17 protein-coding genes and 1 riboswitch are annotated in these 14,166 nt (G+C 72.7%); of the genes, 8 read left to right on the top strand and 9 right to left on the bottom strand.

Going from position 1 to position 14,166, the window contains the following annotated elements; genetic code table 11:
- Window positions 1–104 precede the first annotated feature (104 nt).
- Complete coding sequence (fgd, locus tag HF577_RS06230; RefSeq protein WP_169394776.1) at window positions 105–1,112, top strand: glucose-6-phosphate dehydrogenase (coenzyme-F420); 1,008 nt, start codon at window positions 105–107, stop codon at window positions 1,110–1,112.
- Between the two features lie 56 nt (window positions 1,113–1,168).
- Here fgd and HF577_RS06225 read toward each other — a convergent pair whose 3' ends face one another.
- The 3 genes from HF577_RS06225 to HF577_RS06215 are packed head-to-tail and all read right to left on the bottom strand — an operon-like array spanning window position 1,169 to window position 2,129.
- Window positions 1,169–1,576, bottom strand: a complete 408-nt coding sequence (locus HF577_RS06225) for a ChaB family protein (RefSeq protein ID WP_169394775.1) — start codon at window positions 1,574–1,576, stop codon at window positions 1,169–1,171.
- A 5-nt stretch (window positions 1,577–1,581) separates the two neighbouring features.
- Window positions 1,582–1,896, bottom strand: coding sequence for a DUF4235 domain-containing protein (locus HF577_RS06220; RefSeq protein WP_169394774.1), 315 nt, complete (start codon window positions 1,894–1,896; stop codon window positions 1,582–1,584).
- Window positions 1,893–2,129: a hypothetical protein gene (locus HF577_RS06215; RefSeq protein ID WP_169394773.1), complete on the bottom strand. Its 237-nt coding sequence runs from the start codon at window positions 2,127–2,129 to the stop codon at window positions 1,893–1,895. The genes HF577_RS06220 and HF577_RS06215 overlap by 4 nt, the downstream gene beginning before the upstream one ends.
- Before the next feature lie 74 nt (window positions 2,130–2,203).
- On the opposite strand from HF577_RS06215, the gene HF577_RS06210 reads away from it, so the two are divergent.
- Window positions 2,204–2,683 (top strand): ATP-binding protein, encoded by a 480-nt coding sequence (locus HF577_RS06210; protein WP_312858969.1) that lies wholly within the window; start codon window positions 2,204–2,206, stop codon window positions 2,681–2,683.
- A gap of 12 nt (window positions 2,684–2,695) precedes the next feature.
- On the opposite strand, the gene HF577_RS06205 is transcribed toward HF577_RS06210, so the two are convergent.
- The 5 genes from HF577_RS06205 to HF577_RS06185 form a co-directional block, all read right to left on the bottom strand.
- Window positions 2,696–3,544, bottom strand: coding sequence for an AfsR/SARP family transcriptional regulator (locus HF577_RS06205; RefSeq protein WP_169394771.1), 849 nt, complete (start codon window positions 3,542–3,544; stop codon window positions 2,696–2,698).
- Window positions 3,545–3,780: 236 nt separating this feature from the next.
- Window positions 3,781–4,740, bottom strand: coding sequence for an ATP-binding protein (locus tag HF577_RS06200; RefSeq protein ID WP_169394770.1), 960 nt, complete (start codon window positions 4,738–4,740; stop codon window positions 3,781–3,783).
- Window positions 4,737–5,630, bottom strand: coding sequence for an MEDS domain-containing protein (locus tag HF577_RS06195; RefSeq protein WP_169394769.1), 894 nt, complete (start codon window positions 5,628–5,630; stop codon window positions 4,737–4,739). Before HF577_RS06195 ends, HF577_RS06200 begins: the two co-directional genes overlap by 4 nt.
- Window positions 5,631–5,798: 168 nt before the next feature.
- Window positions 5,799–7,361 (bottom strand): acetolactate synthase large subunit, encoded by a 1,563-nt coding sequence (locus tag HF577_RS06190; RefSeq protein ID WP_169394768.1) that lies wholly within the window; start codon window positions 7,359–7,361, stop codon window positions 5,799–5,801.
- Window positions 7,358–7,888 carry an OsmC family protein gene (locus HF577_RS06185; RefSeq protein ID WP_169394767.1) on the bottom strand — a complete coding sequence of 177 codons (531 nt, stop codon included), beginning with the start codon at window positions 7,886–7,888 and terminating at the stop codon, window positions 7,358–7,360. The genes HF577_RS06190 and HF577_RS06185 overlap by 4 nt, the downstream gene beginning before the upstream one ends.
- A 75-nt stretch (window positions 7,889–7,963) precedes the next feature.
- On the opposite strand from HF577_RS06185, the gene HF577_RS06180 reads away from it, so the two are divergent.
- The 5 genes from HF577_RS06180 to HF577_RS06160 all read left to right on the top strand — a co-directional run bounded on the left by HF577_RS06180 (window position 7,964) and on the right by HF577_RS06160 (window position 10,840).
- Window positions 7,964–8,590 carry a CDP-alcohol phosphatidyltransferase family protein gene (locus tag HF577_RS06180; protein ID WP_169394766.1) on the top strand — a complete coding sequence of 209 codons (627 nt, stop codon included), beginning with the start codon at window positions 7,964–7,966 and terminating at the stop codon, window positions 8,588–8,590.
- Window positions 8,591–8,599: 9 nt separating this feature from the next.
- Window positions 8,600–8,986 carry a glycine cleavage system protein GcvH gene (gcvH, locus tag HF577_RS06175; RefSeq protein ID WP_169394765.1) on the top strand — a complete coding sequence of 129 codons (387 nt, stop codon included), beginning with the start codon at window positions 8,600–8,602 and terminating at the stop codon, window positions 8,984–8,986.
- A gap of 109 nt (window positions 8,987–9,095) precedes the next feature.
- Complete coding sequence (gene garA / locus HF577_RS06170; RefSeq protein WP_169394764.1) at window positions 9,096–9,548, top strand: glycogen accumulation regulator GarA; 453 nt, start codon at window positions 9,096–9,098, stop codon at window positions 9,546–9,548.
- Window positions 9,549–9,651: 103 nt separating this feature from the next.
- Window positions 9,652–10,125, top strand: a complete 474-nt coding sequence (locus tag HF577_RS06165; protein WP_169394763.1) for a bifunctional nuclease family protein — start codon at window positions 9,652–9,654, stop codon at window positions 10,123–10,125.
- 136 nt (window positions 10,126–10,261) lie between these two features.
- Entirely contained in the window at window positions 10,262–10,840 is a 579-nt protein-coding gene (locus HF577_RS06160; RefSeq protein WP_169394762.1) for a MerR family transcriptional regulator, read from the top strand.
- A gap of 12 nt (window positions 10,841–10,852) precedes the next feature.
- On the opposite strand, the gene HF577_RS06155 is transcribed toward HF577_RS06160, so the two are convergent.
- Window positions 10,853–11,143 (bottom strand): YiaA/YiaB family inner membrane protein, encoded by a 291-nt coding sequence (locus tag HF577_RS06155; RefSeq protein ID WP_169394761.1) that lies wholly within the window; start codon window positions 11,141–11,143, stop codon window positions 10,853–10,855.
- Window positions 11,144–11,296: 153 nt separating this feature from the next.
- A riboswitch (glycine riboswitch) is annotated at window positions 11,297–11,407 on the top strand.
- A 149-nt stretch (window positions 11,408–11,556) separates the two neighbouring features.
- Here HF577_RS06155 and gcvP point away from each other — a divergent pair.
- Window positions 11,557–14,166 (top strand): aminomethyl-transferring glycine dehydrogenase (gcvP, locus tag HF577_RS06150; protein WP_169394760.1); only part of this gene is annotated, 2,610 nt, incomplete at its 3' end.

Below are 14,166 nucleotides of genomic sequence, written 5' to 3'. Positions count from 1 at the left end.
GGCATGCCTGTCACCGTGCGACCTCGAGGCGGGTGGAGGTCAAGGGCGCGGTTGTAGCACTCTGGAGGGAGCAGAAACAGTCGGGTCGGGAAGGATCTGAGGACGTGGCGTTGCGGATCGGCTACAAGGCCTCGGCGGAGCAGTTCGCGCCGCGGGAGCTCGTGGAGTACGCGGTGCGGGCGGAAGAGCTGGGCCTGGACAGCGTGGTGACGTCGGATCACTTCCTGCCGTGGCGGCACGAGGGCGGCCACGCGCCGGCCTCGCTGATGTGGCTCGCGGCAGTGGGAGAGCGCACCGAGCGGGTACAGATCGGTACGTCGGTGCTCACCCCGACGTTCCGTTACAACCCGGCGGTGCTCGCGCAGACCTTCGCCACGCTGGGGATGCTCTACCCCGGCCGCGTCATGCTCGGGGTCGGCACGGGGGAGGCCCTGAACGAGATCGCCGTCTCCGGACGGGAGTGGCCGGAGTTCAAGGAGCGCTTCGCCCGGCTGCGGGAGGCCGTCAAGCTCATGCGTGAGCTGTGGACGGCCGACGAGGAGGTCTCGTTCGAGGGTGAGTACTACCGCACGGTCGGCGCGACGATCTACGACAAGCCCGAGCAGCCGGTGCCGGTGTACGTGGCGGCCGGGGGCCCGGTCGTGGCGAAGTACGCAGGCCGCTCGGCGGAGGGTTTCATCTGCACCTCCGGCAAGGGCATGGACCTCTACACCGAGAAGCTGCTGCCGGCGGTTGCCGAGGGCGCCGAGGCGGCCGGACGCAGCCTCGACGACGTCGACCGGATGATCGAGATCAAGCTGTCCTACGACCGCGACCACGAGCAGGCGCTGGAGAACACCCGGTTCTGGGCGCCGTTGTCGCTCACGCCCGAGCAGAAGCACAGCGTCGACTCGGCCGTCGAGATGGAGCGGCTCGCCGACGAGCTGCCCATCGAGCAGGTGGCGAAGCGGTGGATCGTGGCGTCCGACCCGGAGGAGGCCGTGGCCCAGATCAAGCCCTACGTGGATGCCGGGCTGAACCACCTGGTCTTCCACGGGCCGGGCGCGGACCAGGAGCGCTTCCTCACGCAGTTCGCCGAGGACGTCCTGCCGAAGCTGCGCGCCCTGGGCTGAGCACGGACACGCCGGGACCTCGGTCGGCCACGCCGACCGAGGTCCGGTGGTTCCCGCTACTTCTTCTTGCGCGCCTTCGCGGTCTCGCGGTTGTTCGCCTTACCGATCGCCTCGACCAGCTCGTCCTTGTTCATCGACGACCTGCCGCGCACGTCGAGCTTCTTGGCGACGTCGAGCAGGTGCTCCTTCGACGCATTGGCATCCACACCGCCGGCGGTGGGGAGGTCGCTGTCGCGGCCACCCCGGGCGGCCTGCTCGTCGGACGGACCCTTCCCGTCCTTGGGCTCCCAGTGGTCGCCGACCTTCTCGTGGGTGTGCTTCAGCGACGCGAAGGCCGTGCGACGGGCGCGGGCACCGTCACCGTCGTAGCTGTCCATCGCGGAGTCGTAGGTCTTCTCCCACGTCCGTTCGGCCTTGTCGTCCGAGCGCTCCACCGTGCTCGGAACCTCGTCCTTGCCGGCCATATCCCTCACACCTCCGTTCGACTACGGACCGGTGCCCGCGGCGCGTCCAGGAAGCGCCGCACGCCCTTCATCCCGTACCGGTCCACCGCAGTCTTGATCAGACCGAAGATCGCGCCCTGCAGCGTGGCGGCGAGCAGCACCTCTCGGGTGCTGTAGTCGTTCGACAGCGGCTGCGGTGTCTCGTCCTCGTTCGACAGCTTCTTCCACACCAGTGCGAAGACCTGCCCCGCCACCAGGCCCCCGATCATCCCGAAGATCAGGCCGATCGGCTTGTAGGCGAGCTTCGCGAGGCCGGTCAGCTCGTTTCCGTCGCGCTTCATTCCGACCCCGCGGCACGGGCCTCGGCGCCGGTCTCCCCGGCGTAACCCGCATCCTGCCCACTGACGCGGCCGACGAACTCCTCGTTCTCGTCGGTACCGGTCGTGCTGCCGCCGTCCGGGTCGGCTCCGGAGTCGTCGGGGTGCTTCTTGCGATCGGGGTCCACCCCACCGGTCTCGCGGGTGCGCGCGAGGTTCGGGTCGGCGGCCACGTCGGGCTCGGAGGAACCATGCATGGACGGCGAGTACCCGATCGGTGCCCCGGCGACACGGTTTGGACCTTGCTGCGCCGGGCACCACTGTCTGCGTGGTGGACGACGGAGCGATCACGTACCTGGGTGGGCAGCGGTCGGACCGCAGGCTGCGGCTGCGGCACCACGCGCGCGCAACCGAGCTGAGCGTCATCCGCAGACGGATCTCCGCGTGGGCAGGCGGCAACCGCCTCCCCGCCCACACGGTGGTCGACCTGCAGCTCGCCGTCGGGGAAGCGGTGGCGAACGGTGTGGAGCACGCCTACGGCGCCGACGCCTCCCGCCCGGATGCCGATGCGGGCGCCACCGTGGAGGTGGAGCTGGAGCTCGACGGGAGCCCGTCGCGACCGGTGGTGGCGGTGACGGTGACCGACCACGGCCGGTGGCGACCGGTGCCGGTGGACCCGGGACACCGGGGTCGCGGGCTCGCCCTCATCCGGGAGCTGTCACGACGGATGCAGGTGTCGATGTCGGGCCAGGGGACCCGCGTGTGCTTCGAGATTCCCCTGGACCGCTTGCAGCACTCCGCGACGGGTTAGACCCGCCGACGCTCAGCGCGTCGAGGTGCCCGGGACCGAACCACCGGCGACCAGGCGGCGCGAGCCGGGGGCTGCGGCCCCGCGGACGGAGCGCAGGCCCGGCAGCTGCACGGCGGAGCGCGGCATCGGACGACGTGCCCGCAGCACCGGCCACGCGGGCGACGGCGGGAACAGCGCCTCCAGCCCGGACGGAGCGGGGCCACCGACGCTCGACCGCAGCAGCTCCTGGTAGTCGTCGTACTCGGCGACGGCGGCGGCGATGTTGCCCTGGGCCAGGTGGGCCTCGATGAGGGCGCGGCGGGCGCTCTCCCGGCTCGGCGCGGTCTGCACGGCGGTCTGCGCCATCGTCACGGCCTCGTCGAAACGGCCGGCAGACGACAGCCGCAGGCTTCGCTCCTCGATCGCGTGGAGCCGCAGCTGGCGGAACCGCTCCCGCTCCACGGCGATCCACGGGGCCGTCCAGCCCGGCAGGATGTCGGCCGACAGCAGCGCGATGTCCGGGTCGTGGTTGGTGGGGATCTCGGGCATCGCGCGCACGAGCCCCATCGCGTCGGCGAGGTCGACCTCGACGTCGGCGGCCAGCGCCATCGGCGCGGTCTCGTCGTCGTCCTCGGCGAACAGCTCCGGTACGTCCACGGCGGCTACGGCGTCGGCCAGCATGCGCGCCGCCGCGCCGGCGGGAACGCCGGGCCACAGGTCGGCGGCGAGGCTCGAGCGCTCCTGCGGCCGGGGATGCACGGCGAGGTACGCGACGAGTCTGCGGGAGTCCACCCCGAGCGGCACGGTGGCGCCGTCGGTGGTCAAGGTGAAGGAGCCGAGCACAGTGACCCGGCGCCGGCAACCGGAGTGAGCCTGCATCATGCGAGATCGTCGCTGGTCGTCAGACATGGTGGTCCCAAATGTGATGGTGCCCGAATGTGGTGCTGACTATGGTTGTGCCCGAAGCTGGTGCTACGCATGTGGCCTGTCGGCGTCCCGATGGCGCACGAGCCCGCGATGGAGTGTTCTCCCGACCGGGCCTGTTGCCAAGGGGCATATTCGTCACACTCACGGCCGGGCGCGGGCCATGCGGGTGACGCGCCGAACCCGATCTTACGTCACGGGGCGGCCTGCATGCGGACGTGGGTGCCCCAGCGGTCGGCCCACACATGGAGCGTGTCGCACAGCTGACGGGCGATCCACACCCCGCGGCCGCGGGGGTCGGAGGGGTGCGGGGCCTGCAGTCCGGGCAGCGGATCGGCGAGCACGCCCCTGTCGTGGATCTCGCACACCACCCCGCTGCCGCTGCTGGTCCAGATCGCGAGCTCGGCCTCGGACGCACCGTGCTCGACGGCGTTGGTGGCCACCTCGTTGACGGCCAGTACCAGGTCTTCTGCCCGGGACCGGCCGTACCCTGCGGCCCGCAGGGCCTCCTCGACGGCCGTGCGCACCTCGTGCAGCTGCCATGCGCTGAACGTGATCCGCAGGTCGGGTGGCCCGAGCAGCGCAGGCGCGGGAGCGGGCCGCATCGTGAGGACGTCGCGGGGGCAGCGGTGCTGGGGGTTGTGCACCAGCCTGCCGTCGACGAGCAGCAGCGGGTGGTTGTGCCGGGCGCCGTCGAGGATCTCGAGATGGAGGGGCAGCTCCGGGTAGAAACATGTCATCCGTACGGGGAGATCCGCGAGTGCCACGTTCAGGGCAGCGTCCAGCTCCGTCCAGAAGCTGCCGTCGGCGCCGTCGAGCGAGGCGGTGTGCTCCGCCAGGACGGTGACGGGCCCCCCGGTGCTGGAGGTCAGCTCGCGCAGCTCCAGCGCCCTGCGGGTGGCCAGGGTCTGGCCGGAGGCGCCGTCCGGGCCGTCGGGGTGGCTGAGCTGGATCAGCCCCGCCGTTCCCCCCAACTGGGTGTGCAGTGCCCGTTCCGTGCGCGGACGCAACGCGAGCGCGACCGGTTCGCCGCGCTCCAACCCCGCGCGGGCCAGCGCGACGAGCTGGGCGAGCAGGTCGGCGTCCGAGCGGTGGTACCCGGCTGCGTGCTCGAGCCGGACCCCGACGGCCGAGCGGGTGGTCTCGATCCTCATCGGGCCTCCGAAGGCGCGTACTCGGGACGGGACTGCACGACGAGCTGTGCGGCGAACGGTGCGCCGCAGCGGTCCAGCACGCGCAGCACGCGCGGCCGCACGCCGGTGAGCACGAGCCGGTGGGAGCTCGGGAACTCCTCGGCGGCGTGCACGAGGCTGACGGCTCCCGCGACGTCGAGGAACCGCAGCGACGACAGGTCGAGAGTGATGTCGGTGGGGCCGGCGTGCGACCGCAGTGCCTGGTCGAGCGCCGTCTCGAGCAGCCTGCGGATGCGGGGGCGGTTGCTGTGGTCGACCTCGCCCGCCAGCCGCGCGGTGCCGGCCCCGGTGCTGGTGATCCGCAGCAGGTTGTCGTCGTAGATCGCCGGCACGACGAGCTCGGTGTGGTGCCGGGCGCGCAACTCCTCGATCGCGCCCTCGGGGAAGCGGCGCCGGTCGTAGAGGCACAGGACCCGGGCCGGGCGGACGCGGGCCACCTCGTCGAAGACGGTGTCGTACTCCAGGAGGGAGGCCCCGCCCGCGCGTCTCAGGCCGTAGCTGAACTGCCCCGTGACCCGGATACCGGTGTATCCCCGCTCGAGCGCGCCGTCGACGGTGCTGCAGATGAGCTCCTGCACCTGCGGCGGGGGGCTGCGCAGCGTGGCGCGTGTGGTGTCGGGCGAGACGATGGCGAAGCTGCCGTCGTGGAGCGACTCCGCCACCGCCACGCGGTCGTCGGCGAGCCGCTCGAGCACGCCGTCGACGGTGCCGTCGTCGAAGTACACGACCTGCTCGCCCGCGGCCAGCCCGGCGGCCACGAACGCGGCCGTCATCTCCCAGAGCTGCTCGTCGCTCACCGGAACGGCGCAGGCGTGGTCGACGGACCGCAGCTCCTCGACCGTTCTCGTCATCACGCATCCCTGCGGTGCCGCCCGCCATGGACCCGGACGCCGCGACCCCTTCGCCGGGAGAACGCTGCGTCACGTGGGCGACACTCTACGTCCGCGCACCGGGTGTCCGGATCGCTCGGGTACGGGGCCGGGCGACGAAGCGGCGATCAGCCGCGACGAACGGGGCTGTCACGCCACCAGCGGCGGAACCATCACCTCCACGAGGTGCGGTCCGGGCTCGGCGGAGGCCCGGCGCAGCGCGTCGGCCATCTCCTCGGCCGTGGTCACCCGCACCCCCGGCACGCCCATCCCACGGGCGATCGAGACGAAGTCCAGGTCGGGTCCGCCGAGGTCGAGAAGGGCCTTCGCGCGTTTGCCGTCGTGCTGGACGAAGCCGGCCGCCCCGACCTGCTGCAGCTCGCCCCGCAGGATGGCGTAGGCGTTGTTGTTGTACAGCACGGTGGTGACGTCGAGCCCCTCGCGGGCGTGGGTCCACAGCGCGGAGATCGTGTACATCGCGCTCCCGTCGGCCTGCAGGGCCCACACCGGCCGGTCCGGGCAGGCCACGGCGGCACCCGTGGCCGCGGGCAGCCCCCATCCGATCGCCCCGCCGGTAAGGGTGAGCCAGTCGTGGCGGGGCGCGCCCGCGGTGTCGCCGGGCAGGCCGAACCCGGACGTGACCGCCTCGTCGACGACGATGGCCCCCTCGGGCAGCAGCGCGCCCACCACGGCGGCGGCGCTCGCGACGGTGAGCGCACCCGTGGGCAGCTCGGGCCGCGCGAGCGCTGCCACGCGCGCGGTCGTGCCCGGGGCCACGAGGTCCGCGAGCTCGTCCAGGGCCGCGGCGGCTCCTTCCCTGGCGGCCACGGTGTGCACGTGAGCGCCCGGGGGGACCAGGTCCGACGGCTTGCCGGGGTAGGCGAAGAACCCCACGGGGGAGCGGGCTCCCACCAGCACCACATGCTGCGCTCCCGCGAGCTGGCGGACAGCGATGTCGACCTGGTAGGCCACCCGCTCCACCGGAGCGACGCCCGCCCCGCGCTCCAGGCGCGTCGGGAACGTCTCGGCTAGGACCGTCGCCCCGGTCGCGGCGGCGATCCGGTCGGCGGCGGCCAGGCCGTCGGCGCTGGTGGCGTCGCCTCCCACGAGCAGGATGCACGGCTCGCCGGAGCGCAGCGCGGCGGCCGCGGCCCCCACCGCGTCCGGGTCGGCCGCGGCCCGGGGCGCGGCGGGGACCGGGTCGGCGACCACGCCGCCGTCCGGCTCCCAGCTGACGTCGGCAGGCAGGACGAGGGTGGCGACCTGGCCCTCCCGGGCCGCGGCCACCGCCGCCGCTGCGTCGGCGCCGACCTCGGAGGTCAGCGCGCTGTGCCGCACCCATCCCGACACCGCGCCCGCGATGGCCCCGATGTCGGACTGCAGCGGGGCGTCGTACTTCGCGTGGTAGGTGGCGTGGTCGCCGATGACGTTCACGACCGGCGAGCCGGCCCGCCGGGCGTTGTGCAGGTTGGCCACGCCGTTGCCCAGCCCGGGACCCAGGTGCAGCAGGGTCGCCGCCGGCCGCTCGGCCATCCGGGCGTAGCCGTCGGCGGCCCCGGTGGCGACGCCCTCGAACAGGACGAGGACGGCGCGCATCTCGGGCACGCCGTCCAGCGCCGCGACGAAGTGCATCTCCGAGGTGCCGGGGTTGGCGAAGCAGACGTCCACCCCGCTGGTCACGAGGGACCGGATCAGAGCGTGGGCGCCGTTCACCGGACCTCGGTCCCGTCGGTCCCCCCGGTCCGCACCTCCACCGACGTGGCGGGCGAGGACACCAGCGTCTGCAGCACCACGCAGTACCGCTCCGTCAGCTTCATGAGGGTGGCGACCTGGTCGGCATCCGCGGTCGTGTCGAGGTCGAAGGTCAGCCGGATGTCGCGGAAACCGACCGGCGCCTCCTTGTCGACGCCCAGCGTGCCGCGGAAGTCGAGGTCACCCTCGGCGCGGACCGCACCGCTCACCTCGAGCCCCAGCGACGTGGCGACCGCGCGCAGCGTGACCCCTGCGCAGGCGACCAGCGCCTCCAGCAGCATGTCGCCGGAGCACAGCTGGGAACCGTCCCCGCCGGTGGCCGGGTGCAGGCCGGCCTCGGCCAGCGCGGTCGCGGTGCGGACCCGGCAGGCGACGCCGGTCCCGTCGAGCTCGCCCTCGGCCTTCAGCGTGATCAACGCCGCGTCCGGGTCGTCCCGGTAGCGGGCCTTGAGTGGGGCCTGTGCTTCTCGCAGCGCCATCGTTTCCATGGCGACGATCCTGCCTGCGGCGGCCCTCCTGTGCACCCGCCGGTGGCCCCGGGGGTGCACCAGTAGGCTCCTGATGTGCCCGACCTGCCGACCACACGGCCCCGGGCCGACCGCATCGTGACGGTCCCGAACCTGCTCAGCGTGCTGCGGCTGGCCGGGGTGCCGCTGTTCCTCTACCTGCTCCTCGTGCCGCGCGCCGACGGGTGGGCGATCCTCGTGCTCGCGGTCGGCGGGTTCACCGACTGGCTCGACGGCAAGCTCGCCCGGCTGCTCGGGCAGTACAGCCGACTCGGTGCACTGCTCGACCCGGCGGTGGACCGGCTCTACATCCTCGCGGCGCTCGTCGCGCTCGGTGCCCGCGACGTCGTGCCGTGGTGGGCCGTTGCGGCGCTGGTGTGCCGCGACCTGGTGCTGGGTGCCACGCTGCCGGTGCTGCGCCGCCGTGGCTACGGCCCCTACCTCGTCACCTACATCGGCAAGGGCGCCACGTTCCTGTTGCTGTACGCGTTCCCGCTGCTCCTGCTCGGCCAGGGCACCGGCTGGTACGCCGAGCTGGCGCGGCCGTTCGGGTACGCCTTCGCGATCTGGGGCACCGCGCTCTACCTGTACTCGGGCGCTCTGTACCTGGCCCAGTTCGTGCTGGCGATGCGCGCCGATGCGGTGCCGCCGGGGGTCGCGGGCGCGGCCAGGAGCGGGGACTAGAGTCGTCGCGTGATTCCCGAGGACCTCCGCTACACCGAAGCTCACGAATGGGTGCGCGACCTGGGGGACGGGGTGGTCCGGATCGGCATCACCGACCACGCCCAGTCCCAGCTCGGCGACGTCGTGTTCGTGCAGCTGCCGTCCGTCGGTGACTCCGTGGCCGCCGGCGGGGTGGTGGGGGAGGTCGAGTCGACCAAGTCGGTGTCCGACATCTACGCTCCGGTGTCCGGCACGGTGGTCGCCGTCAACGAGTCCCTCGAGAACAGCCCCGAGCTGATCAACAGTGGGCCCTACCAGGCAGGCTGGATGATCGACGTCCGGCTCGCCGACGACGCCTCCGAGGCGCCGGAAGGCCTGCTCGACGCCGCGGCGTACAGCGAGCTGACCGGAAGCTGACCGGCCCGGAACCGGACGCCGCCGCGCGGTAGGTTTGTTGGACCCACGGCACGTGGGGCCGCCACATCACAGAACGACGAGCTACATCCATGCAGGAGGAGACCCCGAGGTGACCACGAACGACGGGCCCGGCGTACCCCCGGAGCGTTCCCCGGAGACCACCTCGGTCTTCCGCGCGGACTTCCTCTCCGAGGTCGAGCCCCCCGCCCAGGACCAGCCGGTCTCCGGCGTCGACGCGCTTCCGGCGGGCTCTGCCCTGCTGGTGGTCAAGCGCGGGCCCAACGCGGGGTCGCGGTTCCTCCTCGACCGCCCGTCCACCAGCGCGGGCCGCCATCCCGACAGCGACATCTTCCTCGACGACGTCACGGTCTCGCGGCGCCACGCGGAGTTCCGCAGCGATGCCGGCGAGTTCGTCGTCGTCGACGTGGGCAGCCTCAACGGCACCTACGTCAACCGCGAGCCGGTCGACACCGCCGTGCTGGCCAACGGTGACGAGGTGCAGATCGGCAAGTTCCGGCTGGTCTTCCTCACCGGTCCGCGCGAGTCCGGCGCAACCGGCTGAAACCGGCGCCAAGACAACGGCTCGCCGCCCGTCCGGAGGCGGGCGCGGGCCGGGTGCGCCGTGTAGCGTCGACACTGCAGGACCGTCAGGAGGAGGGAAGCGCATGAGCGAGATGCGCGTCGTGGGCGTCCGGGTCGAACTGCCCGCGAACCAGCCGATCCTCCTGCTGCGGGAGACCAGCGGCGACCGGTACCTCCCGATCTGGATCGGTTCGGTGGAGGCCACTGCGATCGCCCTGGAGCAGCAGGGGGTCAAACCCGCCCGACCACTCACCCACGACCTGCTGAAGGACGTGATCACGGGGTTGGGGCGTCGCCTGGAACAGGTGCGGATCACCGACCTCCAGGAAGGCACGTTCTACGCCGAACTCGTCTTCGACGGTGGAATCAAGGTGTCGGCGCGGCCGAGTGACTCGGTGGCGCTCGCACTACGGATCGGGGTGCCGATCCACGCCGACGAGAGCGTGCTCGCCGAGGCGGGTCTGGTCATCCCGGATGAGCAGGAGGACGAGGTCGAGAAGTTCCGGGAGTTCCTGGACTCGATCTCGCCAGAGGACTTCCGCGGCGCCCAGCCGTAGGCCCGAGGGGCCATTCGGCCTCGACACGCCCAGCACCGGGTGACCCGCGGCGGCGCGCCGCGTTGACCGGCCGCGCGCACGCGCTTACCGTCGGCTGTGACGGCCCGCTCTTGCGGGCCCCGGCGGAAGGAGCTCGGTGGAGAACCCGCCGTCCGGCTCGCCCGAACAGGGCGAGCTCTTCCCCGATCCCTTGCTGGGAGCCGGCCTCGACGGGATGCCGGATCAGCTCGTCGGCTTCCGTGGGCCCACTGCCTGCCAGGTCGTGGGGATCACCTACCGGCAGCTCGACTACTGGGCCCGCACCGGCCTTGTCGTCCCCTCCATCCGTGGAGCGGCGGGTTCGGGTTCGCAGCGGCTGTACTCCTTCAAGGACGTGCTGGTCCTGAAGGTCGTGAAGCGGTTGCTGGACGCCGGGGTGTCGCTGCAGAACATCCGCGTGGCCGTCGAGCATCTGCGCCGCCGCGGCATCCGCGATCTCGCGGGCATCACGCTGTTCAGCGACGGCACCACGGTGTACGAGTGTTCCTCCCCCGAGGAGGTCGTCGACCTCCTGCAGGGCGGGCAGGGCGTCTTCGGTATCGCCGTCAGCGGCGCGATGCGGGAGATCAGTGGCTCGATCAAGGACTTCCCGGTGGAACGAGCCGACGGCGGCAGCGTCGACGAGAGCCCTGAGGACGAGCTGTCCCGCCGCCGCGCCCGCCGCGCCATCAGCTGACGCCGTCGGGGCTCACGCATCGACCTTGAACGGGTCGTGTTCGGCGAGCAGTCTGTCGAGGCGCGCCTGGTCCACGCGGCTGATCACACCCGCGCTCTCCTGCCGGTCGCGCACGCACTTCGCCAGCGTGAACGCGGACGTCACCACGTAGAGCACGGCGAGGGCGAGGAACGCGCGGACCCACGGGTCGGCCGGCAGGTAGGCGACGGCCAGACCGACCGCGACGAGCGAGACGCCGAACGAGATCACGGCCTGGACGTGGAAGGCGACGGTGGTCGGAGCCGCGGGCGGTGTCGTGGTCATGCCGGCAGTCTGAGGTTCGAGCCTCCCCGGCCGCATCGGAAGAACTACGTATTCGGCCCGTTGCGGGCAGCAATTCCGGCAGGGACACGAACCTGACATGCGCCGCGCCGGGGATCGCTCGGCCGGGAGGGCTACGATGTGAGCGGTAGTCGCCGAACCCGCGCGGGAGAGTCCCGGACGTCGTCGCAGCTGACACGTCGTACGGGCGCCGAAGGAGCAAATCCTCCCCGGAATCTCTCAGGCATCCAGGACCGCTCGGGCGAGACGCCTCTGGAAAGCGACGGGCGTGCCCGTCCGCCGACGGGGAAAGCCCGCTCTGCACGGGGTGAATCTCTCAGGCGCCCGGGTACCCGGGCGGGGACAGAGGGGGAGGGCAGCAGTCGCCTGCCCATTCGCCTGACTTCGGAGGCCCCGTGACCGACGACCGCCCCGCGCTGACCGACCTCGAGCGGGGCATCCCCTTTGTCGAACGGCACCTCGGCCCGCGGGCCGCGGAGCTCGGCACCATGCTCGCCACGATCGGAGCCGACTCGCTCGACGCGCTCGCCGATGCGGTGGTGCCCGACAGCATCCGCGACCGGGAGACCGTCGCCTCCACGCTGCCGGCTGCGGCGTCGGAGACCGAGGTCCTCGCCGAGCTGCGCGCTCTCGCGGCACGCAACACGGTGACCGTCCCGATGATCGGGCTGGGCTACTCGGGCACCGTCACGCCCCCGGTGATCCGCCGCCACGTGCTGGAGAACCCGGCCTGGTACACGGCCTACACGCCGTACCAGCCGGAGATCAGCCAGGGCCGGCTGGAGGCGCTGCTGACGTTCCAGACCACGGTCGCGGACCTCACCGGGCTGCCGGTGGCGGGGGCGTCGCTGCTGGACGAGGCCACCGCGGCCGCCGAGGCGATGACCCTGCTGCGCCGGGCCGGCCGTGCCGCGTCCCCGCGGTTCGTCGTGGACGCCGACACCCTGCCGCAGACGATCGAGGTGCTGCGCACCCGCGCCGAGCCGCTCGGTATCGAGCTCGTGGTGGCCGACCTGGGCGCCGGGTTGCCCGAGGGTGAGCTGTTCGGGTTGCTGCTGTCCTACCCGGGCGCATCGGGCGCGGTCACCGACCCGTCGGCGCTGATCGCGGAGGCGCACGAGCGCGGCGCGCTGGTGGCGGTGGCCGCCGACCTGCTGGCCCTCACCCTGCTCACCCCGCCGGGGGAGCTGGGCGCCGACGCCGCGGTGGGCACCACCCAGCGCTTCGGGGTGCCGCTCGGCTTCGGGGGCCCGCACGCCGGCTACCTGTCGGTGCAGCAGAAGCACGCCCGGCAGCTGCCCGGCCGGCTCGTGGGCCTGTCCCGCGACGCCGACGGGAACCCGGCGCTGCGCCTGGCGTTGCAGACCCGTGAGCAGCACATCCGCCGGGAGAAGGCCACCTCGAACATCTGCACCGCGCAGGTGCTGCTGGCCGTCGTCGCCGCCTGCTACGCCGTCTACCACGGGCCGGAGGGGCTGCGCCGGATCGCGCAGCGGGCCCACCGGATGGCGGCCGTGCTGGCGGCCGGCCTGCGGGCCGGGGGAGTGGAGGTGCTGCACGGCGAGTTCTTCGACACCGTGCAGGCACACGTGCCGGGGCGGGCCGAGCAGGTGGCCGACGCCGCACACGACGCCGGGATCGCGGTGCGCCGGGTGGACGCCGACACGGTGGGTATCGCGTGCTCCGAGGTGACCACCGTGGCGCACCTCGAGGCGGTCTGGCGGGCGTTCGGCGTCTCCGGGGACGCCGGGGCGCTCGATGCCGCCACCGAGGACGCCCTGCCGGCCGGCCTCGCCCGCACCACCGAGTTCCTCACGCACCCGGTGTTCCACGAGCACCGCTCGGAGACGTCGCTGATGCGCTGGCTGCGTCGCCTCGCCGACGCCGACCTGGCGCTGGACCGCACGATGATCCCGCTGGGGTCGTGCACGATGAAGCTCAACGCGGCGGTCGAGATGGAGCCGATCTCCTGGCCCGCGTTCGCCGACCTGCACCCGTTCGCGCCCGAGGCCGACGCCGAGGGCACGCTGGCCCTGATCTCCGACCTGGAGCGCTGGCTCGCGGAGCTCACCGGCTACGCGGCCGTGTCGTTGCAGCCCAACGCGGGCAGCCAGGGAGAGTTCGCCGGCCTGCTCGCGATCGCGGCCTACCACCGCAGCCGGGGCGAGGAGCACCGCGACGTGTGCCTGATCCCGGCGAGCGCCCACGGCACCAACGCGGCGTCGGCGGTGATGGCCGGGATGCGGGTGGTCGTGGTGGCCACCTCGCCGACCGGCGACGTCGACCTCGACGATCTGCACGCCAAGATCGCCGAGCACGGCCCGGCGCTGGCCGCCCTCATGATCACCTACCCGTCCACGCACGGAGTGTTCGAGACGAAGGTCCGCGAGGTGTGTGACGCCGTGCACGCGGCGGGCGGCCAGGTCTACGTCGACGGCGCCAACCTCAACGCGCTGGTCGGGCTGGCCCGGCCGGGTGCGTTCGGCGGCGACGTGAGCCACCTCAACCTGCACAAGACCTTCTGCATCCCGCACGGTGGCGGCGGCCCCGGGGTCGGGCCGGTGGCGGTGGCCGAGCACCTGGCCCCGTTCCTGCCCGGACGCGGGGGACCGGGCGGCGTGGGAGCGGTGTCCGCGGCTCCGTACGGCAGCCCGGGCGTGCTGCCGATCTCGTGGGCCTACATCCGGCTGATGGGCACCGACGGGCTGCGGCAGGCGACCCTCACCGCCATCCTGGCCGCCAACTACGTGGCGAAGCGCCTGAGTGAGCACTACCCCGTGCTCTACGCGGGGGAGCAGGGCCACGTCGCCCACGAGTGCATCCTCGATCTGCGCGGGATCACGCGGGACTCCGGTGTCTCCGTCGACGACGTGGCGAAGCGGCTGGCCAACGACACCGACACCGACCCCGTCAGCGGCGAGCCGTTCTCCTCCCGACACCTCGCCGAGTGCCTGCGCCGCGGCGCCGAGCGCTTCGGCTGGGCCCGGCGCACGCCGGAGCCGGGC

The organism is Pseudonocardia xinjiangensis (assembly GCF_012911925.1).
Classification (GTDB): domain Bacteria; phylum Actinomycetota; class Actinomycetes; order Mycobacteriales; family Pseudonocardiaceae; genus Pseudonocardia; species Pseudonocardia xinjiangensis.
Note: the sequence above shows the minus strand (reverse complement) of the source record. Positions and strands in the feature narration are given on the sequence as shown.